At 47.8% G+C, this 24702-nt stretch carries 16 protein-coding genes; 9 read left to right on the top strand and 7 right to left on the bottom strand.

Annotation, left to right across the window (positions count from 1 at the left end; genetic code table 11):
* Positions 1-33 precede the first annotated feature (33 nt).
* Positions 34-663 carry a LysE family translocator gene (locus EIZ48_RS12095; protein WP_160651539.1) on the top strand — a complete coding sequence of 210 codons (630 nt, stop codon included), beginning with the start codon at positions 34-36 and terminating at the stop codon, positions 661-663.
* 124 nt (positions 664-787) lie between these two features.
* Here EIZ48_RS12095 and EIZ48_RS12100 read toward each other — a convergent pair whose 3' ends face one another.
* Both EIZ48_RS12100 and EIZ48_RS12105 read right to left on the bottom strand, forming a co-directional pair.
* Complete coding sequence (locus EIZ48_RS12100) at positions 788-2473, bottom strand: NAD-dependent malic enzyme (RefSeq protein ID WP_160651541.1); 1686 nt, start codon at positions 2471-2473, stop codon at positions 788-790.
* A gap of 78 nt (positions 2474-2551) precedes the next feature.
* On the bottom strand, positions 2552-3739 hold the full coding sequence (locus EIZ48_RS12105) for a dicarboxylate/amino acid:cation symporter (protein ID WP_160651544.1): 1188 nt from the start codon (positions 3737-3739) through the stop codon (positions 2552-2554).
* 376 nt (positions 3740-4115) lie between these two features.
* Here EIZ48_RS12105 and EIZ48_RS12110 point away from each other — a divergent pair, with 376 nt between their 5' ends.
* Complete coding sequence (locus tag EIZ48_RS12110) at positions 4116-5015, top strand: LysR substrate-binding domain-containing protein (RefSeq protein ID WP_160651547.1); 900 nt, start codon at positions 4116-4118, stop codon at positions 5013-5015.
* Positions 5016-5093: 78 nt separating this feature from the next.
* On the opposite strand, the gene aspA is transcribed toward EIZ48_RS12110, so the two are convergent.
* A complete protein-coding gene (gene aspA / locus EIZ48_RS12115; protein WP_160651551.1) occupies positions 5094-6524 on the bottom strand; it encodes an aspartate ammonia-lyase in 1431 nt (476 codons plus the stop codon).
* 885 nt (positions 6525-7409) lie between these two features.
* On the opposite strand from aspA, the gene EIZ48_RS12120 reads away from it, so the two are divergent.
* Positions 7410-8714 (top strand): anaerobic C4-dicarboxylate transporter, encoded by a 1305-nt coding sequence (locus EIZ48_RS12120; RefSeq protein ID WP_160651554.1) that lies wholly within the window; start codon positions 7410-7412, stop codon positions 8712-8714.
* 84 nt (positions 8715-8798) lie between these two features.
* Here EIZ48_RS12120 and EIZ48_RS12125 read toward each other — a convergent pair whose 3' ends face one another.
* The 4 genes from EIZ48_RS12125 to EIZ48_RS12140 all read right to left on the bottom strand — a co-directional run bounded on the left by EIZ48_RS12125 (position 8799) and on the right by EIZ48_RS12140 (position 14952).
* Positions 8799-10088 carry a dicarboxylate/amino acid:cation symporter gene (locus EIZ48_RS12125; RefSeq protein ID WP_160651557.1) on the bottom strand — a complete coding sequence of 430 codons (1290 nt, stop codon included), beginning with the start codon at positions 10086-10088 and terminating at the stop codon, positions 8799-8801.
* Positions 10089-10490: 402 nt separating this feature from the next.
* Entirely contained in the window at positions 10491-11903 is a 1413-nt protein-coding gene (locus EIZ48_RS12130) for a sigma-54-dependent transcriptional regulator (protein ID WP_160651559.1), read from the bottom strand.
* Complete coding sequence (locus EIZ48_RS12135; protein ID WP_160651562.1) at positions 11900-13612, bottom strand: transporter substrate-binding domain-containing protein; 1713 nt, start codon at positions 13610-13612, stop codon at positions 11900-11902. Before EIZ48_RS12135 ends, EIZ48_RS12130 begins: the two co-directional genes overlap by 4 nt.
* A gap of 221 nt (positions 13613-13833) precedes the next feature.
* Complete coding sequence (locus EIZ48_RS12140) at positions 13834-14952, bottom strand: M20/M25/M40 family metallo-hydrolase (RefSeq protein WP_160651567.1); 1119 nt, start codon at positions 14950-14952, stop codon at positions 13834-13836.
* Positions 14953-15128: 176 nt separating this feature from the next.
* On the opposite strand from EIZ48_RS12140, the gene EIZ48_RS12145 reads away from it, so the two are divergent.
* The 6 genes from EIZ48_RS12145 to EIZ48_RS12170 all read left to right on the top strand — a co-directional run bounded on the left by EIZ48_RS12145 (position 15129) and on the right by EIZ48_RS12170 (position 24394).
* Positions 15129-16142 (top strand): ATP-grasp domain-containing protein, encoded by a 1014-nt coding sequence (locus EIZ48_RS12145; RefSeq protein ID WP_160651570.1) that lies wholly within the window; start codon positions 15129-15131, stop codon positions 16140-16142.
* Positions 16139-17635, top strand: coding sequence for an ATP-grasp domain-containing protein (locus tag EIZ48_RS12150; RefSeq protein WP_160651572.1), 1497 nt, complete (start codon positions 16139-16141; stop codon positions 17633-17635). Before EIZ48_RS12145 ends, EIZ48_RS12150 begins: the two co-directional genes overlap by 4 nt.
* A gap of 9 nt (positions 17636-17644) precedes the next feature.
* On the top strand, positions 17645-20302 hold the full coding sequence (locus tag EIZ48_RS12155; RefSeq protein ID WP_160651575.1) for a M14 family zinc carboxypeptidase: 2658 nt from the start codon (positions 17645-17647) through the stop codon (positions 20300-20302).
* A 590-nt stretch (positions 20303-20892) separates the two neighbouring features.
* Positions 20893-22773 (top strand): methyl-accepting chemotaxis protein, encoded by a 1881-nt coding sequence (locus EIZ48_RS12160; RefSeq protein WP_160651577.1) that lies wholly within the window; start codon positions 20893-20895, stop codon positions 22771-22773.
* A 216-nt stretch (positions 22774-22989) separates the two neighbouring features.
* Positions 22990-23631, top strand: a complete 642-nt coding sequence (locus tag EIZ48_RS12165; protein WP_160651580.1) for an ABC transporter ATP-binding protein — start codon at positions 22990-22992, stop codon at positions 23629-23631.
* Positions 23624-24394, top strand: coding sequence for an ABC transporter permease (locus EIZ48_RS12170; protein WP_160651583.1), 771 nt, complete (start codon positions 23624-23626; stop codon positions 24392-24394). The genes EIZ48_RS12165 and EIZ48_RS12170 overlap by 8 nt, the downstream gene beginning before the upstream one ends.
* Positions 24395-24702 lie beyond the last annotated feature (308 nt).

Genomic DNA, 24702 nt, shown 5'->3' on the forward strand with positions numbered 1-24702 from the left:
TATCGATTTTAAGCAAAGAAAGGACTTTTCAGCATGGCGAACTACTTGGACGTTGCAGCGAATATCATTGTGATTTGGGTGCTGGCAGCAATAACTCCCGGTGCCAATGTGTTGCTGACGATGAACACGGCATTGCGATTTCAGCGTCGGTTAGCTATCTGGTCGGCATTTGGCGTGAGTATCGCTGTGATGCTGTGGGCAGCGCTGGGGGCGTCCGGGTTATTAATTGTGCTCAAGACATTTCCCTGGTTGTTTACCATGATGAAGATAACGGGCGGTATGTATCTGCTCTATCTTGGGATCACACGAATCATTGCGACCAGAAGACAGAACGGGCAAGGGATGGAGGTAAGCCAGACACTCACGCCGCTAAAGCCAGTGCAGTTATTTCGGCTATCGTTTGTGACCAGTATGATAAATCCCAAGACCGGGCTGTTCGTGGTCAGTTTGTTCTCGGTGGCAATGCCTGCAACGTTGACGACAGAGTTGACCCTGATGAGCATGGGTTTAATGGGCGGGATCACGCTTGTCTGGCACCTGTTTCTAGCGACTGTTTTTTCCAGACCGTCTGCACAGCTGTTCTATCGCCGAGCAGCCAAAATGATAGATTACCTCACTGGTGGGCTGTTTACTCTCTTCGGGATAAAGGTTATGGCGAGTTAGCGTTTAAAGCTAGTATCAAGTCGGGGGAAATATAACAAGGAATAAAAAACAACCAATCCTCAGTAATGAGGATTGGTCGTTTTAGATAGGTGTAGATTAAGTTGGCGTTGTTAGGGCTTGTGTTTTACAACGCAGTACGTTTGTACTTGAGGTATTCCGGCTCCCAGAAGGTTGCATCGATTTTTTCCAGCAATTGTTCGTCACTGCGTTTCGGGGCCTTGTTTTGCTCTACCGCTTTTTTCGCGACTGCCAGAGCAATATGACGAGATACCTGTTGGATAGCCTCCAGTGGTGGTAGAAGAGCCCCTTGGCCGTTTTGAGCCAACGGTGAACATTCTGCCAGTGCCCGGCTGCTTTCCATCAGCATTTCATCCGTTACACGGCTTGCCCCGCTGGCCAGTACGCCAAGGCCTATACCCGGGAAGATATAGCTGTTGTTGCACTGGGCGATAGGGTAGCTCTTACCGTCAAAGAGAATCGGATCGAACGGGCTGCCGGTTGCAATTAGCGCATCACCTTCTGTCCAGCGAATAATGTCTGCCGGTGTGGCTTCAACACGGCTGGTCGGGTTGGAAAGGGGCAGTACAATAGGGCGTTTGCAATGGGCATGCATCTCGGTGATCACTTCCTGGCTGAATAACCCAGGCACGCCTGATACTCCGATCAGTACAGTCGGCTTGGCATTGCTGATCACGTCCATCAGCGAAATGCTGTCAGTGTCATTCCACTTATCAACCGTTGCACTTTTCTGCGCCAGCTTTTGCTGGAAACTGAGCAGGTTTTGCATGTTGTCGGTGAGCAGTCCCCAGCGGTCAACCATGAAGATCCGTTCACGGGCTTCATCATCCCTCAGGCCCTCGGAGACCATTTGCGCCACAATGGCTTCGGCAATGCCACATCCGGCAGAACCGGCACCGACAAAGGCGACACGCTGTTCAGATAGTTTGGAATTTGCAGCTTTACATGCTGCAAGCAGGCTACCGACGGTAACTGCAGCCGTTCCCTGAATATCGTCGTTGAAACAGCAGACTTTGTCTTTGTAGCGATTAAGCAGCGGCATGGCATTTTTCTGGGCGAAGTCCTCGAACTGGATCAGGGCATTTGGCCAGCGGCTTTTCACTGCCTGGATCACCTCTTCGACAAAATCGTCATATTCCTGTCCGGTGATCCGTGGATGGCGCCAGCCCATGTACATAGGATCGGACAGGCGCTGGGTATTGTTGGTGCCGGCATCCAGAACAATCGGTAGCGTATTGGCCGGGTTGATGCCGCCACAGGCGGTGTAAAGTGCCAGCTTGCCGATTGGAATGCCCATGCCGCCGATCCCCTGATCGCCAAGCCCGAGGATCCGTTCGCCGTCAGTGATCACGATGATTTTCACATCCTGACGCGCTGCGTTATTGAGAATATCCACCATGCTGCCGCGATCGGGGTAGGCGAGGAATAGCCCACGGCCGCGGCGGTAAATGTTCGAGAACTTCTCACAGGCAGCACCCACTGTCGGGGTATAGATGATGGGCATCATCTCTTCGATGTGATTGACTATTAGTCGGTAGTAAAGCGTTTCGTTGGTATCTTGGATATTGCGCAGGTAGATGTGCTTATCCAGATCATTTTTGAACGTCTGGTACTGGCTGTATGCCCGCTCTTCCTGCTCGGTAATGGATTCAATCGTTGCCGGTAGCAACCCAGTCAGGCTGAAGTTCTGTCTTTCCTCTGGCGAAAAGGCGCTTCCTTTGTTGAGCAGTGCATTTTCGAGCAAGGCTGGACCGGCATAAGGGAGGTATAAGGTTTTATTGTTTTCGTACATGTTGCAATGAATCCTATTCTGTTAATCAAGGGCTGTCTCAAACAGCCCTTGCAGTGATAACCAGCAGTGGAAGGAGAGTTAGGCGGTTTCTTCGATGGGAATTAAGCCGTCTTCAGTTTCTTCAGGAGCGTCGGAAACTTTATCGATGAGCAGGGCAATGACCCCGTCACCAGTGACATTACAGGCGGTGCCGAAGCTGTCCTGGGCCAGGTGGAGTACGATTTGCAGGGCAATCATTTCTTCGGTGAAACCCAGCATTGAACCGAGTAGACCGACGGAAGCCATCACGGCACCCCCCGGAGCTCCTGGTGCTGCCACCATAGTGATACCCAGCATGGCAATGAACGGTAAGGCCTCTAGCAGGCTAGGAACCGGACCTGCGCCGGTCATAATAATGACGGCAACCGCAACACTGGCGATACTGATCACCGAGCCTGACATGTGGATGTTGGCACACAGCGGAACAACGAAGTTGGCAATAGAATTCGAGACGCCATTACGCTTGGTTTGTTGCAAGGTAACCGGTACTGTTGCTGCCGAAGACATGGTACCGACAGCTGTAAAGTATGCCGGCATCATGGTGCGCAGGATGGTCAGCGGTGACTTTTTCAGGGCCACGCCAGTGGTGACAAACTGGAAGCTTAGCCAGAACCAGTGCATGGCGACAACAGCAATCAGCACCAGGCTGAAGGTTTGCAGGGTGGCAAAGACTGTGCCCTTAATGGTCATATCGGCAAAGACACCGGCAATGTAAAATGGTAGTGCAGGGATCATTACCTTATTCAGGAACATCTCGATGATGTCACGACCCTGATCGCTGACTTTCTTTAGTTGCTCGGCACCGGTATTGGAGATCCCGAGGCCAAAAATAAAGGCGATGGTGAGTGCTGTCATGATGTTCATGACCGGCGGGATCTGAAGCGCTAGAAATGGGGTGAGAACGGTGTCTGCTTCAGGCAGTTCCCCGGCGCCGCTAAGCAATATTGGGAATAGGCTTTTCGCTACCATGTACGCAATAATACCGGCTCCCAGGGTTGACAAATAAGCCAGTCCAACAGTCTTGCTGAGCAATTTTCCCGAATTTTTCGGCAGGCTGGCAATACCGCTGGTAACATAGAATAGTATTAATAACGGAATGGTGAATTTAATTAACTGACTTACCAAATATTTGACAGTTATCAGCCCTTGAACAATTACCTCCGGGGCAAACATCCCCATCAGTATACCTATTAATATTCCACACAATAACTTAATGATTAAGTTCATATCATTGACCTTTGATTTATTAGGGTACGGGTTTCTTATAATAATTTGATGGTTTGTTTCTTATTGAAAAATCGATAGATATACGTGTACCTATCTTGTTATTTATTTTGTTAATACAAAAGGTGAATAATTATTTTTGATGTTGCATCTGGATGGTATGATTATTCATCCAGCTTGTGAAATGCTGAAAAAAATGGCTTGGTTATTAAAATGCATCATGTTAGTTTTAGACTTTGTGATCAACTTAATAGACAGATGTTAATTACTAATTGATGCTACTAGCACCTGCGTATGGTCTATAATAATAGCTGGTTTTTTGTACTGAGTTATTTAGGGATGATAACTACCGTAGAACCAAAACTACTGAGAATGACGAATGAAAAACATAGAAACAAAATGGCTGCAAGACTTTCTTACCCTTGCCGAGTTAAAAAATTTTTCTCATGCAGCAACTGTTCGAAATGTTACTCAACCGGCATTTAGTCGACGAATTAAGTCGCTTGAAGCAGAGTTAGGTTTAGTATTAATTGATCGCAGTAAATCGCCTATTGAACTGACTCTGTGTGGAAAGCAGTTCAAGACAACGGCTCAATCCATTTTGCATCAAATAGATGAAGAGGTTAACCGGTTGGCCGGGAGCTCATTCCATGGTCGGCACACGGTTAGGCTCAGTGCCGCACATTCTATTGCGATCAGTTTATTGCCCAAACTGCACTCAAGTCTGTTCGACCCTAAATTGAATACCAGCTTATCAGTTGATGCCAATGAAGTTGATGATGCTGTTGAGTTACTGATCGATGGAAAATGCGATTTTCTATTCTCATTTTATGAAGATAGGTTACAAGTTGCACCTTACCGGTCAATTTATCTTGGTCGTAGTTATCTGTATTGTGTTTCTGCTGTGGATGAAAGCGGAGAGCCGCTTTTTGATCTTGCAAATAATGATGATGTTCCTTGTTTGGACTATACACCAGAAAGTTATATGGGAAGAGCTCTACATCGTGCAAATGGCAAGTTAACCCCTAATACTGTGTGTTCATCTTCGATGACAGATTTTATTAAAGCGCTGGTGTTACAAGGTAAGGGAATAAGCTGGTTACCAGATTATGCAATAAAAGATGAATTGGCATCAGGTCAGTTGAAAATATTGACTGAACGCGAGCCAGTTCCGTTGGATTTGTATGTTTATCGCTATTATTCCAAGTTGCATTCATCATGCGAAGCAATGTGGAATGAGTTGAGCCGAATCAGTCCGATGAAAGAACTGAACGGTTAATGTTCAATAATTACATTGAACAAAAATAAAAAGGGCTAGCAATTAGCCCTTTTATTTTTTGTAACTTGTAACACTATATTAGTTATATAGTTTTGCTTTGTACTCAGGGTGCATCAGGTTTTGCACCGAGAATATTTCATCTAGCTGCTCTTCGGCCAGTAGCTTGCGCTCTAGTGTTACTTCTTTAACGCTCTTGCCAGTCTCGGCACAAATCTTACCGACGATGTCACCTTCGTGGTGGCCAATGAATGGGTTAAGGTAAGTGACAATACCAATTGAGTTAAAGACGAAGTCTTCACAAACATTCTTGTTTACTGTGATACCGCTGATGCACTTGTCGGCGAGGTTAACACAAGCATTGCCGAGTAGCTCAATTGACTCGAAGATTGCCTGACCGATAACAGGCTCCATGACATTGAGCTGAAGCTGACCGGCTTCTGCGGCAAAAGTGACAGTAGTATCGTTACCAATTACTTTGAAGCAAACTTGGTTGACCACTTCAGGGATCACTGGGTTAACCTTGGCTGGCATGATTGAGGAACCTGCCTGCATTTCAGGTAGGTTAAGCTCGTTAAGGCCAGAGCGCGGGCCAGATGATAGAAGACGAAGGTCGTTACATACTTTAGACAGTTTTACTGCCAGACGTTTTAGCGCGGCATGCACGGTGACGTAGGCACCACAGTCAGATGTTGCTTCAATCAAATCTTCAGATGGTACGCAATCAAGTCCTGTTGCTTCAGCAAGGTATTTTACTGCCAGTTCCTGGTAGCCTTCAGGTGCATTGAGACCTGTACCAATTGCTGTCGCACCCAGGTTAACTTCAAGTAGCAGTCCTGCGGCATATTTCAGGTTTTTGATTTCTTCTTTAATCAGGATGCTGAATGCGTGGAACTCCTGACCAACTGTCATAGGTACGGCATCCTGCAATTGAGTTCGGCCCATTTTCAGAATGTCCTGGAACTCATCGCTCTTGGCATCGAAAGCAGCTTGTAAGTGTTCGATTGAACCGATCATTTTCATGATGCTGTTATAAACGGCAACACGAAAGCCTGTTGGGTAGGCGCAGTTGGTTGACTGGCTCTTGTTAACATGATCATTAGGGTTGATGATGTCATACTCGCCTTTTTCGTGGCCTTTCAGTTCAAGGGCTACGTTGGCAATGACTTCGTTAGCATTCATGTTGACTGACGTACCGGCACCGCCTTGGTATACATCAGAGATAAACTGATCCATGCACTTGCCGGTTTCAAGGATCAAGTCGCATGCTTCGACGATGTACTTGCCCACATCGCTAGGGATCGTACCGAGTTCAGCGTTCGCTTTAGCCGCCGCTTTTTTGGTAAACACCATACCGCGAACAAATTCAGGCACATCAGAAATCTTCATCGACGAGATATTGAAGTTCTGGTAGGCGCGTAATGAGTGGATCCCGTAATAAGCAGATGCTGGAATTTCAAGTTGACCAAGAAGATCTTCTTCAATACGTACCTTATTAGAATTGTCGAGCATAGCCGTTACCTTTATTGATAGTGAAATGACACGGACACAATGTTCTTTTTATTGTTTAAAGTGAAATGCTTAAAAGTAAGTAACAATGCATTTATTGCATAGTGCTAATTATTTAATCAAATAGTGTTTTCTTAATTTTAAAATAATGAATAACTATGAATTTTAATTCAATTAAAACCGTGATTTGGCTCACTCATTTTATTATGTGATTCAGGTAGGGGTTTTATGTACTACAAATAAATATCTTATGCGTATAGTGGAAAAAACAGCCAGTCTAACCATGTTAATTGTTGTGGGTTATTTTATTTTTCATGGTTGTTTGTGATTGCGGCTTGGCTGGGGTGTGTTCTGGGTTGGATGTATTTGTAATCAGTATGATGCGCAAAGGTTGTCTCCTGTGATTTTGTCGAATATTCAGTGATCTGAGTTGTGTTTCTATGATGCTGATTTCGCATGACAACTTTACTTTCAGCATTTCAATCTCGTCGAAAAGCTAAGTACAGTTTATATAAATCAAGTCTATATAAGGTTGCTGAATGAATTGGGGTGTGTAGATAACTAGCTGATAAAACTAATATTAGTCACGATCGATTTTTTGTTCATTTGACTGAATTTGCCTTTGAAATCATAGCGAGTGTTATCAGAATACCGGTATTTCTTTTCATTACCCTTACTGTCAGTTCATTGCATTCAAATAAACCTGGAAAATAACAAAAATAAATATACTGCGATAAGTCGTTATCAATAATCTTATCTTTATAGGCTTGTTACTCATATCTCTATATGTATCAGCAATTAAAAGCTGACCGGAAGCGTATTGCTTGTTTCTTGAACAGGTTAGTTGAGAAACAAATATAAATTATAAAACTAGAAAGAGGACTTACTATGCTGTTGTTGGAAATCATTCTCTTGTTGGGATGTATTATTCTTGCTGCCCGGTTGGGCGGAATAGGTGTCGGACTGGCGGGCGGTGTCGGAATGGTGATTGCTGTCTATATTATGGGTTTGGCGCCCGGCTCGATCCCCGTCTCGGTTATTTTAATCATTATGTCGGTTATTCTGGCCTTGTCGGTGATGCAGCAAGCTGGTGGTATGGGCTATATGGTGAAGTGTGCAGAAAAGATGCTGCGCAATAACCCTAAATACATCAACATCCTTGCGCCAGCGACCACTTTTACCTTAACAACCCTTGCTGGTACGGGCTACACCGCAATGTCAGTGTTAAATGTTATCCAGCAGGTTGCCAAGGATAACGGAGTGCGTCCAAGCCAGCCATTGAGCTCGGCGGTTGTGGCTTCTCAGATTGCGATTACCGCTTCACCAATTTCAGGCGCAACGGCAGCTATGTATGTGGTCGTTGAGAAGATGGGTGTTAATTTCTTCGATGCCATTTGTGTGATTCTACCAGCAGCTCTTGTGGGCTCGGCAGTTGCTGCCTTTGTCGCAAGCAAGCAGGGTGTGGAACTGGCCGAGGATCCAATTTATCAGGAGCGCGTCAAGAAAGGCCTGGTCAACTTTAGCTCAGAAGAAGATAAAGATGCCGAGCCAACGCCTGAAGCAAAACGTTCAGTCATGCTATTTTTGGGTGGCGTGGTATTCATTGTTGCTATGCTGATGTTCAAATCAGTTATCGGCCATACCCTGGGCTCTAAAGATATTATCGTTATCACCATGCTGTTTATTTCATTCGTGATGGCGATGACGTGTAAGGTGCAGCTGACAGATATCAAGCATGCGCCAATTTTCCGAGACGGCGCAGAATCACTGATTGTTATTCTGGGTATTGTATGGCTGAGCTCGACGATCATCGGTGCCCATATCGGTGAAATTAAAGACGTGGCAGGTAGTGTGCTAAACGAGTATCCGGCTCTGTTGTCAGTTGTCTTCTTCGGGACCAGTGCTTTGCTGTTTAGCCAGGGAGCAACCAGTGCGCTGCTAGTACCGATTGCTGCAACGCTCGGTGTGGATGCCGGTACTATCTTGGCGAGCTTTGTTGCCGTCAGTGCGCTGTACATGACTAACATCTACCCGACGACGGCGTTTGCTATCGCAACAGATGACACTGGTTCATTCTTGAGCAGTAAGTGGAACGGCTCACTGATCGTCAACCACCCATTCTTCTTGCCGGGTATGTTGGGCATTATCAGTGCTGTACCTGTTGGCTTCTTCCTGTCAGGGATTTTCATCTAATAATTATCATGGCGGTAAATCGATAGAAAAAGGCCAGGTATTCTTTACCTGGCCTTTGCTTTTGTATCGCTGAGTTAGCGGGATTTACGCTGCCTCTTCGCTAGTGCGGCCATAGACCTCACCGGTGTTGTTATAAACGTCGGTGTCCAGCTCGTTTTCGCTACGGCCAACTAAGATAGATACCATCAAGTCGCCACATACATTCACACTGGTACGTGCCATATCAAGGATACGGTCGATACCGGCAATAATCGCCAGCCCTTCCATTGGCAGGCCAACGGTAGTTAGAACCAGTGACAGCATGATAAGACCCGCACCCGGAACACCAGCCGTACCGATAGACGCTAGCGTCGCGGTCATGATGATGGTCAGGTAGTCGGCAAACGCAAGATCAATCCCGAATGCCTGCGCAACAAACAGTGCAGCAACACCCTGGTAAAGCGCCGTACCGTCCATATTGATGGTTGCACCTAAAGGCAGAACAAAGCTTGAAATTCCTTTAGATACGCCCATTTCTTCACGCGCACACTTGATAGTTGCAGGCAGGGTACCTGAGCTGCTCGTGGTGGTGAACGCAACGGCTGCCGGGTTAACAAGACCCTTGATATATGGAATTGGATTTAGGCGACCAACAAATTTGATAACACCTGAGTAGAACACCAGTACGTGCAGAAGGCTGCCGATATAGGCAACGGCTATCACCTTAAATAGTGGTAGCAGAATATCCAGACCGTACTTACCGGCAACCCATGCCATCAGGCCGAAGATACCGTAAGGAGCTAACTTCATAACAAGCTCAGTCAGCTTGTACATGGCCTCTGCAAGGCTATCGAACACGGCAATAGCTGGTTTGGCTTTTTCGCCACACAGGTTAAGGGCGACACCCAGACCAAGAGCGAAAACAATGATTTGCAGAATGTTGCCGGCTGCCAGTGCGCTGATAGGGTTTTTAGGGACCAGATTAAGAATGGTTTGCACTAGCGTCGGAGCTTCTTTGGCGTCGGAAGCAGCTGTGGTTGCAGCCATATTCAGGCCTTCGCCAGGAGTTAGTAATGTTGCCAGGCCCAGGCCAATGCTGATAGCAACAGCAGTCGTGCCGAGATAAATGGCGACAGATTTGACACCGATGCGACCCATTTTACGGGTATCTTGCATCGACGTGACACCAACGACGAGCGAGCAGAATACCAGAGGGACGATCAGCATTTTGATGGCGTTGATAAACAGGGTACCGATAGGTTTGAGTACTTCAGCATCAGGCCCGAGAATGCTTCCCGCAATGACACCCAGTACCATACCGACCAGAATTTTCTTCCACAGGGCCAGGTTGCCCCAAAAGCCAGCCTGGCTTTTCTTCACTTGTGCTTGTTCCATGTTAGTTCCTTGTCCGTTGCTTATTGACTACCGGTTCTCTGTAGTCAGATAGCCGGTAACACTGAAGTCAGGTAACACCCTGTATCTTCTTGTATGTAATACATTAATAAGCGGCTAAGTGGGCATTTTTCCACTGTACCTGGAGTTATATAGAGCAAGCAGAGTGCCAGTTTTGTGTTTTGACTTTATCCTTTTGTTTTAAAAAAGAAAAACAGAATATTAAAGGGAAGGATACTAGATGGAAGGGGTATAACCAAAGGAATAAGTTACCGATGTAAAATTGATGTTATTCATTTGTGATCAGTAACTTATCCTATAAGACAGAGGTTATAACTTTTCTATTGGTTATAGGGGTTTAGAATCCCCGTTCGTGGTTCTTGGGTAATGATTATTGGCTATGGGTTATTGAGACTGGGCTTTCTTCAGTCGTTTGCTCAGAGCGGGTTGCGAGATCCCCAGTAACTTGGAGGCCAGAGACTGATTGCCCTGGGCACGAAGCATGGCCTCGTTGACGAGAAGATCTCCTACCTCCTGTAAGGTGGGGAGCGGGCGCTCCGGGTTGAAAAGCATATGCTCGGCAAGGTTTTCCGGCTCGGGGGCTGTGATCTCGCGGTCCAATACCTGGCGAAAAACATCCATCGATAGCATGTGCGAGCGATGCTGGCTCATCGCATCATAGGCGAGTGCGCGTAATTCTCGGACATTGCCCGGAAAGGCGTAGTTGGCCAGCAGAACCGGCAGTTCTTTGGGGATAGTCGGTTTGTTCTTCCCTAGTTCATCCGCCGCTTCCTGAAGGAAGTGCTCCAACAGCAGCGGAATATCCTTGTTGCGCTGGCGTAGCGGCGGGATATCGACGCGGTGAGTTTTTAAACGGTAAAAAAGGTCTTTGCGAAAATCGCCGTCTTTTTGTTTCTGTGCCAAATCCTGATGGGTTGCAACGATTACCCGTGCCCGAAGCCGCTTGGGTCGGTCGCTGCCCAGTGGGTAGTATTCGCCTTCTTGAAGGAGGCGCAGCAGTTTCACTTGTGATGCCTGGCTTAAATCGCCGATTTCATCCAGAAACAGCGTCCCGCCCGCGGCCTGCTCGATCAGTCCTGCCCGGGCTTTGTCGGCACCGGTAAATGCACCACGATGGTGGCCAAACAGGGTATCGGCAAAGACATTGTCATCGAGACCTGCCACATTGACGCTGATCAGCGAGCCGGATCGATCGCTGAGGGTGTGGATGGCCCTGGCTATCAGTTCCTTGCCGACACCGCTTTCGCCGCAGATCATGACGGGTTGGCTACTGGGCGCAACCGACTCAAGATACTGGAAGACCGAGCGCATACCTTTGTCTTCGGTGATAATCGACGAAAAGGCCTCTGGCCGCTCTAACGTGTCGGTAAGGAAGCGACGACGCATTTCCTGATTCTCAAGCCGCATTTCCTGCATCAGGATGGCGCGCTTAATCCCCTCGATAAGCCGATCTTCTTCAGTGGTTTTCACGAAGTAGTCATAAGCGCCAAGACGGATGCAGTTCACTGCCGTTTCCAGCTGGTTCAGGCCGCTTATGATAATCACGCCGATTTCCGGATACTCTTCGACAATTCGCTGGAGCAGAACTTCACCGGAGATGTTGGGCATCGTCAGATCCAGCAGCACCAGGCCGATATTCTCCCGGGCGATAATATCCATGACTTCCCGGCTGTCCTGGCATTGGAAAATATGGTTGATGCCGCCCCGTCGTTCCAGAACAATGCTGAGACTGCGAAGAAAGGCCGCCTCATCATCAACCAGCAAGACGCCAAAACTAGGGTAGCGATTAATATTCATGAAGATGTTGTTCCTTTAATAGCGGGTAGCGAAAGGGTTACGCAGGTTCCCTGAGCGAGCTTGGAATCGTAGGCCAAGGTACCTCCATGCTCCTGGACAATGCTGAAAGATACCGACAGGCCAAGCCCGGTACCTCCTTGTTCCCGTTTGGTGGTAAAGAAAGGATCGCTCAGGTGGGGCAGGTGATCGGGATCAATCCCACATCCCTGGTCGCAAACCTCAAATTTAATCATATTGTCGTGCGCCAGATAGAAAGTGCGAACCGAAATACCGTTGTCCGGGCTTTCCAGTGCCTGGCAGGCATTGATGATCAGGTTGATCACAACCTGCTCGATACGCTGGGCATTGCCTTCAAAGCATGGCAGGTTTTCGGCGTACTCAACCTTAAAGTGCCGGGTCGACTTGGAAATAGTATTGTCGACCAGACGAATGGCCGTGGCGATGACATCGTTGAGATCGACCGTTTCGCTTAGTTCGGTCGGCTCCTGGCGGGCAAAGTCCCTGAGATCATCGACGATTCGGCGGATCCTGTGGGTGCCGGTCAGCATGTCGTCAAGCATTGGCGGGATCTCGTCGCGCATCCGGCTGTATGCCAAGCCACCGATAAGAAAATCGCCATGTTCCTGATAGTGGGCTTCCAGGATATCTTCGGCATCCTGGTAGACATCTTTGAGGATTGGTAGGTTAAGCAACAGCAGGCTGCTCGGGTTATTGATTTCGTGGGCGACACCGGAGACCAGTATTCCGAGGGAGGTCATTTTGTCGGCCTGAATCAGCTGCTGCTGTTGTAGTTGCTGCTCCTGGGTGCGTCTTGCTACCTCCCGGCTCAGTGCCCGGTTCCAGAACATGATAATACTGAGGATCAACAGCAGTAGGGTCGAGACAAAAGCGGCAGCCAAGCCGAGATTTTTCCAGCCCATGCCCTTATCTTCTAGAGGGCCCAGCCACTTGTCGTACAGCGCCTGCTGTCGTCCGGTATTTTTGAGGATAGCGAGACCTTCGCTGAACTGGGCCAGCAGATCGTGTTTACCTTTAAGCACCGAGTAGCCATAGAGCTGGGCTCCGAAAGGTTTGCCCGCAGGGATGATGTTGGAGAGTTCGAGCGCCTTGCCAGTGTATAGGCCGGGAAGGTTAGCAACCAGCGCGTAGTCATGTTGCCCTGAAGCCAGTAGCCTCAGGGCATCGGCATGGGTATCCACGAGGATCAGCTTGGCGCCGACTCTATTTTGCAGCAGGTGATCATGCATGATACCGCCGCTTTGTACGATGACCTCTTTGTCTTTCAGTTCGGTGAGTTCAGAAATAGTCGGTGAACCTTTACGGGTGAAAATAGACTGGTGGACAACCGCATGCGGCGGTGAGAAGTCATAGTCCTTGGCGCGCTCTTTGGAAAAAACCATTCCCTGCAGGGCGTCGATATCACCGTTTTCAAGCTGGTGGCGCATTTCGTCCCAACCACCGAGCTGGATGTCGACCTTGATCCCCATGACCTCGGCGATAGCCAGTGTCAGCTCAGTATTGTAGCCGTCCGGTTCGCCTTGCTCGTTGAGAAACTCATAGGGCGGGTAGTTGTGATCGCCACCAACCCGGATTGTTGCTCCATGCCCGGATGCTTTGGAGCAATGGGGAAAGATGGCGATGACGCAGGCAACAACCAGCAGAAAAGTGCCAATAATGGGATGTTGGGTCTGGCGGAAGGTAAAAATCATGCTGCTGTCCTTAGTGCTGAATGCCTTGTCATTTGATTGTGCCGTCAGCATTGTGCTAAGTCACGTGTTCAGCGGTGGCTTTGTTATTGATATTTTATATATTTGTAGCAAATAGCCAAGTGGTATAACAACGACAACTGAAAACGCCCCCAATTAAGATTGAGGGCGTAACATAAACATCTTTGAGAACTGGAATTTCTCGTTCAGGGCAGGGAGCACGACTAAGAGTTAACGGTGCTTGGTTTGGGACTATAGTGACGAACTATTGTGGTAACTTCTTCGATACGGCGGCTAAAACTGCGTTTGGAGGCGCGTTCGAACTCGGTATGATCACCATCGCCATAGGGACCGAAGCCATCCAGGGTTGGCAGCCCGGCTCCTGAGGTAACATTAGCATCGCTGACGCCACCCCTTTGCTCGGTCTTGAGTGGATACCCCAGCAGCTGGGAAAGTTTGTCGATGAGGGCTTGCTGTTCAGTTGATGGCGTCATGACATCTCGCTGCAGGCCGCCGCTCAAGGTTGCACTGACCCCGTCAATGCCATGCTGGTGGATCAGCACGGGGATAGCCTCGAGTACACGCTGTTGCTCGTCGGCTTGGGTGAAACGTGCTTCGACCATCAGCTGGGCTTGTGGCGAGATAGTGTTGGCACTGATCCCGCCTTTGATTTTGCCGACGTTGATGGTCGTTCCTTGCTCCAGGTTGGTCAGCTCCGTCAGGGTTAGTAGCAACTTGGCGGCTGCGAGGTTGGCATTTTTGCCCTGGCTGTATTGGTTACCGGCATGAGCGGCAACACCGTTAAGCTCGACACAATAGGTTGCAACGCCTTTGCGTCCGTTGACAACTTCATGATCTTCACCGGCAGCTTCAAAGTCCAGACAGGCATCATATTTGGTGGCAATCTCTCGGGTAATAGCCTTGCTATCGTCACTGCCGGTCTCCTCATCACTGACCAGCAGAAAATCGACGTTGCAAAGCTGTCCGTGCTCGGCAAAGACATGGCGCAGTGCAGACAGGGCGACAAAGTTGCCCCCTTTCATATCACAGCTGCCGGGGCCGTAAATCCACTCTTCATTTTCTCTGAAACCTTCGAAGGAATGTGGCGGGAAAACAGTATCTAAATGCCCTAAGAGAAGCAGCTTTGGCAGCCCTTGTATCTTTGTGCTGCTAAACAGCAAATGGTTACCGATGTTTTCCCGGTAATAGACAGTGGTGGTCATTCCCAGTGTTTCCAGCCAAGCCTGCATCATTCTGCCATTCGCATCGACACCTTGTTTGTTTTGCGTCCATGAGTTCTCTTCTATCAACGCTTTGAGATCAGCGTAATTGATACCTTTCACAACTTGATTCCTTCCTCAGATTTAGCGAACTGCAGAATTCTCGCAGAGAATTTCCACCTGGCTCACTGTTATCAACAATATGCGACACTATGATATGAAACCATATTACTACCTTGCTGTAATCTTTCTGTGCTCTAGTGGCATATTTTGAGGTTTGAATGATTAAGGAGAAAATCATGGCCCCTCCCCGTGTTGGTTTGTGGATGTATCAGAATTCAGGTGGAACAGACATTGAGCGAAATCTTGTTGCTCGGCTAAACGAAAGGAATATAGAGGCAATTACCGGGCTTGACCTGGGCGAGGCCTCGGCGCATAACGGCAGTATTTTCTGCAATGGCCATATGATGGATGAGCTGGATCTGTTCTTTTCTTATAACGCCGGTCAGCAGACGCCGTATCAGGTGTATTTGTACCAGACATTGAGCAGCATGATCCCGACTATCAATAACTATGCGGCGTTTGAACTGACGGAAGATAAATTTCGAACGGCGCACTTGTTGAAGAAACACGGCATTCCTACCCCTGATTATATTGTCTGTAACAAAAACAATATTGAACAACTCCGGGAGCATCTACGATTTTGGCAGGGCAAGGCTATCTGCAAGCCGGTAAACGGCTGGGGCGGTAATGGGATCATCAAGCTCGAAAGCGAGCGTGATCTGGACTTGATCCACCCATACATCACCAAGCAAAGCTCGCCGCAATTCTATATCGAGCGGGTGATCGAAAATGACTTTACCGACTACCGGATAGATGTTGTCGATAACAAGTTTGTGGCCTGCTACGGCCGCAAGGCAGCATCGGGAAGCTGGAAAACCAATGTGACCAGCGGTGGCAGTGTGATTTGCCGCGAGCCAACCCCCGAGGTGATAGAACTGGCTTTGAAGGCCGCTAAAGTTACCGGTCTGGAAGTGGCTGGCGTCGACATTATTTATGACATTGAGCATCAGCAGTATGTGGTGTTGGAAGTGAACGGGATCCCGGCCTTCGCTACCCCTGATCAGGAAAAAGCCGGGCTCAATTTTAACGATACCAAGATTGCCTACTTGGTCGATCTCATTGAGCGAACGGTCTGCAAGGAAAAGACCCAAAAAGACCAGCTCAGTGAACTGGAATCCGCCGTTGTTGATCTCGCAGCCCTTGATCTTGCCGCAACTTCAAGCCCTCTTGTTAAGGAAGAAATACTATGACCATGCCAAAGCAGTCTTTACCCAGGATTGGTATGCTGTATCTCGATCATGTTTTGCGTTTTTTCGATAAGTCTAACTTCCAGGGATGGCCGGATAAGATTGAGCAGGTGGTTTATCACTGGGGGAATGATAAGCAGCGTTTCATTGATGAGGTGAAGCGGAAGAAGATCGATGTTCTGATCGGCAATGTTCCGGCTACTGCCTATGAAACATTCCGTGAGATTGCCCGCGCTCTGCCGCAAGTGAGGTTTATTCCAACGCTAGATACTCAGTTCAGCAATAAGTCCAAGGAAAACGTTACGCATTTTTGCCATAAATACCAATTGCCGATCCCTAAAACCAAGATTTTTTATCAGGTCGAGGAGGCACTGGCTTATATCAACAATACCCAATACCCCAAAATTGTGAAGCGCTCCTATGGCCCATCGAATTATGGCGGTTACTTTGTTCACAAGGTCGACAGTGCCGAAGAAGCAGTGCGCCTGTTCGCCGAGAAGCGTTATTATCCCGCCTATATTCAGGATTTTGTCCCGATGAAAGCGGATATCCGGGTCATGCTGGTCGGTCATCAGCCAGTGTGTGCGTTCTGGCGTCGACCACCCGAGGGGGAATGGCTGACCAACACCAGCCAGGGGGGCAGTATGGACTACCAAAATGTTCCTGAGGAAGTGCTGGAGCTTGCCGTTCGGGCATCGAAGGCGGCTAATGCCGAGTACTGGGCCTGCGATATCGCGGTAAGTACCGAGGATGACTACACCATTTTGGAGTGTGCGACGGCCTTTGCTGCCTTCCCCTATATTCGTGACTGGATTGGCCAGTACCTGATGTGGCTACTGGCTCCACAGCGCTTCGACAAGCCGTATTTTGCCCATAAAAACTGGGAAGAGTTGGGTAAGATCGACTCTTCACTGCTGCGTACGATGCGCCATATTCGTTTCGGTCAGGCTAGTCATTCGACAGATACTGGTGAATATGCCCCCGCGGATGAGCAGTACTCTCTGCTAGAAACACGCCATGTTCGAGGCGAAGAGTGGCCGAGTGAAGCATGGAATTTCCAGGATATGCATCGGGTGGCTGGAGCCAACCCTTATAGCGGTAAAGCACAACGGGCAGACGTTATTGAGCCGCGACCTACTCAATCTGAGCAGCTAGAGAGTCGTCTTGATACCGGGATTGAAGATTTCCGGGAAGTCAGAGCAAGGGCGGCAGACTGTTACTCCCAGTCCGGAGTTAAGTCTGAAACGAAGCCAGGGGCCAAGTCCGACTCCGGGGTTGGACAGTTGCCGGAACCCGAAGAGCTTGTGATTTTCTTTCAAAGTGTAAAAGGCATAGGCAAGGTGTTGTCGCAGGAAATTGTCGATACCCTCGGTGTGAGCGGTGTCTTACATGCCTTAGAGCATGAACCGCAGCAGTTAACAGCGTTCAGAAACCTCAAGCAGAAAAAGCTGGAGGCGATACTTCGATGCTGGGAAGAGAATGAACTGATCTGCTAGGGGGCGGCAATGAAAAAGCAATACCTGTCTTATCAGGAAACCATTGATCTTCTTACGCAGGCAATGGAAAAGTATCCCAACTTAATGAGGCTGGAAAGCATTGGGGAAACCCATGAAGGGCGGCCGATAATGATGGTGACAGTGTCGCAGGATGTGGCGTACGCTCATCTCAAGCCGGCACTGCTGTATACCGGTACGATTCACGCCCGCGAGTGGATCGGTATCGAGCTGGCGGTAAACTTTATCCAGTACCTGCTTGATAACTACCCCAGTAATCCCGATGTCGTCGAAGCGCTGACACGTAATACGTTGTACATGGTGCCGTGCCTTAACCCGGATGGTTTCGAGTATTCTCGCCAGCATTTCTCGTTTTGGCGCAAAAACCGACGAGATAATGGTGACGGTACATTTGGAGTCGACCTGAACCGTAATTTCGGTATTAACTTTCGCCGCTCAAATGATACTCAGTCAAATATCTATGGCGGTCCGGAGCCGTTTTCCGAGCCCGAGACTCAGGCCATCAGAGGCTTTGTCGAGGCCCACAGTAATATTCGTATTGCGCTGGATTATCACTCTCAGGGCAATGTGTTTTTCCCGGCTCATAAGTTCAATCATGAAGCGGAAATTGAAGGGACAGACTTAAACATTCTGTGTGCCAATATGGCGAAGGAAATATATAAGGTCACGCAACGCCAATACGGTATTCATCGTGGCAAGCCACCGGCTAACCTGATCCACGGTAGCGGACGAGAGTACTATTATGATCGCGGGATCTTATCGGCCGTGGTGGAAGTCGGCAGCCGGAATATTCCCGACTATCTGATTAATATGTCGCAGAGTGTAGATGAAAATATCCCTGCCTTATTGTATGCACTGAGCAGCGCTATTAATTACTCTGATTTGGCTCCTGTGCGTCCGGATAATTTTACTGTCAGAGAGGTAACGGCCAATCAGGCAGTACTGAGCTGGGATCATTCATTGGATGATGAAGGTTGTTATTATCAGATATACCGTAGCGAGTCGCCGAAATATCATTGCACCCGGGAAAACTTGATTGCAATTACCTCGCAGAATGAATCTATCGACAAACAGCTAAAATCAGGCCATCGCTACTATTACAATTTGCGTAAAGTAAACCGGGTGAGCCGGATAAAATCGCCGTTTTCCCCCGAGGTGAAGATTAAGACCTGTCTGGAAAAAGATGAGTTCGCTTTTACGTTATTTCCCAAGCCGGAGCAAATTGGTTATGTCGGTGAGCTGACTCAAAGTCATAATGCGGAACATTTTGGTCATAACTCTCTGTTTATCGGGATAAATAAGACCAAGGGAGTGTGCTACGGCGTAATTGCTTTTGATATGGATAGGATCCCGTCTGATGCCATTATCAAGAATGCAGTGTTCTCGCTGTATCCGATGAATCGGGTAGGGGCCAAAATTGAAAACTATGGCGAGTGGTCGGTGTCGATTCTTAATCCGGATGACATCTGTGAACTGTCTGCCTATGACGATATCCATCATGCGGTACCACTGCAGACGCTGGGCGATGCGATTGATTCCGATCAGCTGACTCAGGGGATATGGAAGAGTTGGCGCTTTAGTGCAATGGAAAAACAGTTGATTCAGGATCAGCTCGAGAAGGGTCGGTTGCTGCTTCGGTTGCAAGGGCCAGACAGCCTACCGTTGAGTAACGATTCGCAAATGATGCAGTTTGATATTGGTTATGGCCGTTTCGGTGGCGGGATCCATTACCGCCCCTGTCTCGATCTTATCTATACTCGCCGCCCTTATCAGCTGGCGTTAGCAGCGTCTGATTGCCATACCATTAGTCAGGATAAGTTACAGCAAGGGGAGTTGCAGTGCGGGTTTGATTCTGATGGTGAGACGGTATTTGGTCAGGTGGCATTTTCGCTGTCCTGTATCAGTGACGAATCCGACATCGTGATCACTCAGGCTTATTTCGCCATTGAGAGTGAGTCATTGAGTGGGGTATTACAACCCATGCGGTTTACGGCGGAAATTGCGGAGCTGGACGACCTCAATTTCTGTAGCGTTAAACACAGGGAAAAAATCGAGTATCTCGGCTATGAGGTTAGCAGCCAGGAGTTGGGGAAAACGCCACGTCAGATATTCATGTTTGATAGCTCGGCCAGACAGCATCTCGAGTCATTCCATCGCGACAAAAAAACGGTCAATCTGATCATTCGTGCCACGTCGGCATCGCGGCAAAAAGATGCGCTGGCTAACTGGCAGGCTATCGACAGCGAGCAGCGTCCGCAGCTGGTGATTGAATATATAGAGCGGCGTAAGCAGGCGCTTGAGACTCCCCAAGAGTTACAGGCAAGCCTGGAGAATGGTTTGGTCAAGTTGATGTGGACCAATCCAGATCATGTCGATTTTGTCGGCTCGTACGTGGTTCGCAATAGTTTTCACCCTCCGAGGTCGCCTTTTGATGGCGTGAAGCTTTATGCCGGCAAAGACAGCTATACCTTCGACAGGTTTGGCAATGCTAACTTGCCTAAATACTATTCAGTTTTTAGTTACGATAATGTCCCGAACTACTCGGTCCCAGCGTCACTAAAGTTTAGTGCCGACGAGGTTATGCCTGTTGAGTATGATGAGTTTGAGCCGCAGGACGAGGTAGAAAAGCTGTACCGTGAGGGTGATTAATAAGTAGGTTTTAAAAGCCATTTGTTGATAAGTGCAAATGGCTTTTTTATTCAATATATTATTAAGGATTATTATTAATGAAAGGTTAGGATGTGATGTACATATGAGTTAAATAACAATCAAGATTTGATAGGATGTTATTAAATTGTAGATGTAAGGTTTGGTTGTAGAGTAGGGGGGAATAGTTTTTATCTCGCACCATATTGCTTGTTTTTTTTAATGTTAATTTACGCTCTGTTACAAAAACAATCTTCTATTAATTTGTTTTCACAGTCTGTTCTTATTTAATGTATTAGGGGCTGTTGTATGTTTAATAGGAATCTCATGGGACTTAATGGGAATAGGTTAAATTATAAACATGTTTGCTTGGATGGATAAAAATAGCGTTTAATGAAATTTAAAAATACATTGATATACTGTATACTATTCTGCCTTGATAATATGTATATGTGATGCATACGAATAACCAATTCGTGTGCATTTTTTATTGCCTCATTACTTTCACTGCAACAAGGCTATTGATGTTTAATATCCAGAACTTAAAAGTAGGAACCAAGTTATCTTTTGGTTTCGGATTAATACTAATATTAATGTCATTCTTGACCATGAATGCATTTCTTGGTTTTACATCCCTAGAGAAGGATGTCGATACGGCGGATGATGTTAACCGGATGGTTAAATTCATTAAAGAAGCGCGTATTAACGAAAAAAATTATGTTATCAGAGGCACTGATAGCTCAGTTTCAGGGATTAATAAGGTTGTTAACGACTTAATCTCGCTGGCGGAAGAGAAGAAAAGTAACGCTGACGAGCAGGATGACAAAGTGAACATGGATCGGATGATAGCAGCAACGAGAGCCTATCACCGTGAGTTCAATAACTACATGGATTTAAAGCAACGAGGACAGCAAGCTTCTGAGATCATGAGAGAGCGTGCCCGTGATGTTGATCTGTTGCTAACGAGTATCCGCCAGGATCATAAAACGGCTTACCAGGCATTGATTGCAGCGCAAGCTGAAGGTGAGCGCATTGCTCAGGAGATAGAAAAGGGTGACGATGCAAACCGTTTAATCAAGTGGATGCTTGAAACACGTCGTGCCGAAAAGAACTTCATGCTGTCGCTGGATAATCAATATGCTACTCGGGTCGAGGAAAATATTGTGGATATGACTCAGCTGATGAATGAGCTGAAAAGTCGCTATCGCACAACAAAGCATAAAAAAATGGCTGATAAAGTACTGGAAAATGTTGGCCAGTATACCGTGTCGTTCAACAATTATGTGAATTACGCTTCCAATATGGAAAAAGCTAATGACGCGATGCTGGTAAATGCCCGCGAAGCCGAGTCGCTGGCTGATGGGATCCGCAAGATCCAAAAGACTCGCCTGGCAGACAATATTTGGACCATTGAAGCTACCAGCATTGTACTTGCCCTGTTTGGTATTGTTGCTGGCCTTGTCGTTAGTGTGATCATTACCCGCCAGATTGTCCGTCCACTGCATGAGGCGGTAGCGATGACCCAGAAGATCGCAGAGGGTGATTTAACCCTTGATATTCAGGCGAACAGGAAAGACGAGATCGGTGATCTATTTGCAGCTATCGGTACGATGAGCCGCCATTTGCAGCAGGTGATGGTTCGCCTCAATGACAGTATCAACCATATTGCAACAGCTTCAGAAGAGCTTTCAGCGGTGACGACGCAAACCAGTGCCGGGGTTAATGCACAGAAATCGGATATTGAACAAGTTGCGACGGCAATGACCGAGATGAATGCGACTTCGCAGGAAGTTGCCAACCGTGCGAATTCCACCTCTGAAGCGGTTAAGCAGGCCAACCAACAGACTCAGAAAGGTAATGAGCTTGTGGCCGGGACGGTACAGGGGATGAACCAGTTGGCATCTGATGTGGAGAAATCGGCAGGTGTTATTCAGAAGGTTCGTGATGATAGCGAAAGTATTGCTTCGGTTCTCGATGTTATCAAAGGCATTGCCGATCAAACCAACTTGTTGGCATTGAATGCAGCTATTGAAGCTGCACGCGCAGGGGAGTTTGGCCGAGGTTTTGCTGTTGTGGCAGACGAAGTCCGCGCACTGGCCCAGAAAACACAAGACTCGACCGTCGAGATTGAATCCATGATCACAACCCTGAAAACGGGGAGTGAATCAGCTGTCACTGAAATGGGCAATAGCCAGCAGCAAGTGCAGCAGATGGTCACCATGGCTGAAGATGTCAACCAGACTCTGGCTGCTATAACCGAAGAAGTGGCAACCATTACGGATATGAACCTGCAAATTGCCAATGCTGCCAAAGAACAGAGTGATGTGGCTGAAGACGTCAATGTGCGGATCAATGCGATTCAGGATGTGTCTGATCAAACTGCTGCGGCGTCCGATCAAACTTCTGCGTCCAGCCAGGAACTTGCGAAACTGGGCGAAGAACTGCAGGCATTGATCACCCGTTTTAAGTTGTAAAAACTCAATAAAAGCAGCGATGAGTTAATCGTTGCAGGTGATGACATGTGAAGGCTTTAACGACAGCAATGTGGTTAAAGCCTTTTTTAATGCGGTTCTTTCAGGTAATACGGAAACATGAACCAAATTGGTTGAGTGAATGATTTTCATCAATTTGAATCATGGTTATTGAGCCTTTAGACTGCAAAGGTCGGGAGCCGTTTGGATGAATAATCGATGAAACAAGCAATTTGCAATGATCTGGTCATCTGTGGCTTGGGCTCTGGCCTGGAAAGCACCGAACATGACTACTTAACCCGAACACTGCGCAAAGGCGAACACTTGGCTATATCTGGCCCGTCTGGCTGCGGAAAAACCAGTTTGTTGCAAGTACTTGCCGGATTGCGGTCTGCTTCTGCTGGCAGCTTTAAGTGGCAAGACAAGACGGTGGATGCCGAGTCACTGGGCTGGTGGCGACAGCAGTTTTGTTATCTGCCGCAACAACCCGTGATGGGGGCAGAAACCATTGGGGAAGTGCTTCTTCTGCCTTGGTGTATGAAAGCGATGAAATCATCTCAGCCGGATGAACGGCAATGTCTTGCTGCCCTGGCAAAACTTTCACTCTCTCACTCATTAACCAAGCTGGCATCTCAATTATCTGGTGGCGAGAAACAACGGCTGGCGATTGCCAGAGCACTCTTGATGTCACGCCCGATATGGCTACTTGATGAACCGACTTCAGCTCTCGATCCGGCTACCCGGGATAAAGTGATAGCGGCTCTCTCGGAGCTATCTCTGACGATGGTGTCGGTCTCACACGATCCTGTCTGGCTGCAAGCCTGCCAGTATCAGCATGATATGGAGGCACACCATGAATGAAGCATTGAATATTAGCAACCTGGCAATGGCTGGGTTTTATCTTTTGTTGCTAATTCCGCTCTTTCTGTTTCACCGCTGGCAGCTAGGTCTTGGTCGGGTTGTGGTAGAGGCTGCACTGCGAATGACATTACAGCTCGCCGTGGTTGGTTTGTATCTGCAAGCCTTGTTTGAGTTTCAAAATTTGGGGCTCAATGTGTTATGGCTCACGGTTATGATCGTGGTAGCCGGATACAGCATTTGTCGTCGGGCGGAAGTGAAACTGAAGGCTGTGATGCCGGCTGTGATTGCCGGGCAAGTGGTGGCTCTGCTGGTCATACTGCCAGCGCTGCTGGCTGGTGTGATCCAGGCAGAACCCTGGTGGCAGGCGCAATACATGATCCCGGTCGCCGGTATGTTGCTCGGAAATTGCCTGACGGCTAACGTTCTGGCGATTGAGCGCTGGTACACTGGTCTTAAGGAAAAGCAAAACGAGTACCAGTTCTTTCTGGCGATGGGAGCACCGAACCCAGCACAGCCGTTTATTAAAACAGCGATAAAAGCAGCCCTGGCACCTCAATTGGCCTCCATGACGACACTGGGTATTGTCAGCCTGCCAGGAATGATGACGGGGCAGATACTCGGTGGGACCGAGCCATTGCTGGCTGTTAAGTATCAGCTTGTGATCATGGTGGCGATCTTTATCTCGGCGACACTGTCTGCAGCAACCTCTCTGGCACTAGTAAGCCGTTACGCTTTTAATCGTTATGGCCAGCTCATTATTTGATCATAACGCTGTCTTAGTTATAGATTTTCGAAATGCATCACGCAGTGCTGATAGAAGTAATGAGTGTTGGTATGCTTACAAGAAATAAATAATTGTTCTATTAAGGCATTTGTTGCTCTTTAATGTAAAGTTTCAAAAATCCTGAAGGGGGAGTGTTATTGGGCTCTGAAATAAAATACTCAGGAGGTGGTGTTAGTATTTATGAAGTAGCTTGTTGAAATTATTGTAATATTCCCCATGGGAAGCGGGGAATATAATACGGTATTGATATACTTTTGTCGATTTTGAAGATAGCGCAGTGAATGTCT

The sequence above is a fragment of the Photobacterium alginatilyticum genome, from assembly GCF_009910675.1.
GTDB lineage: Bacteria > Pseudomonadota > Gammaproteobacteria > Enterobacterales > Vibrionaceae > Photobacterium > Photobacterium alginatilyticum.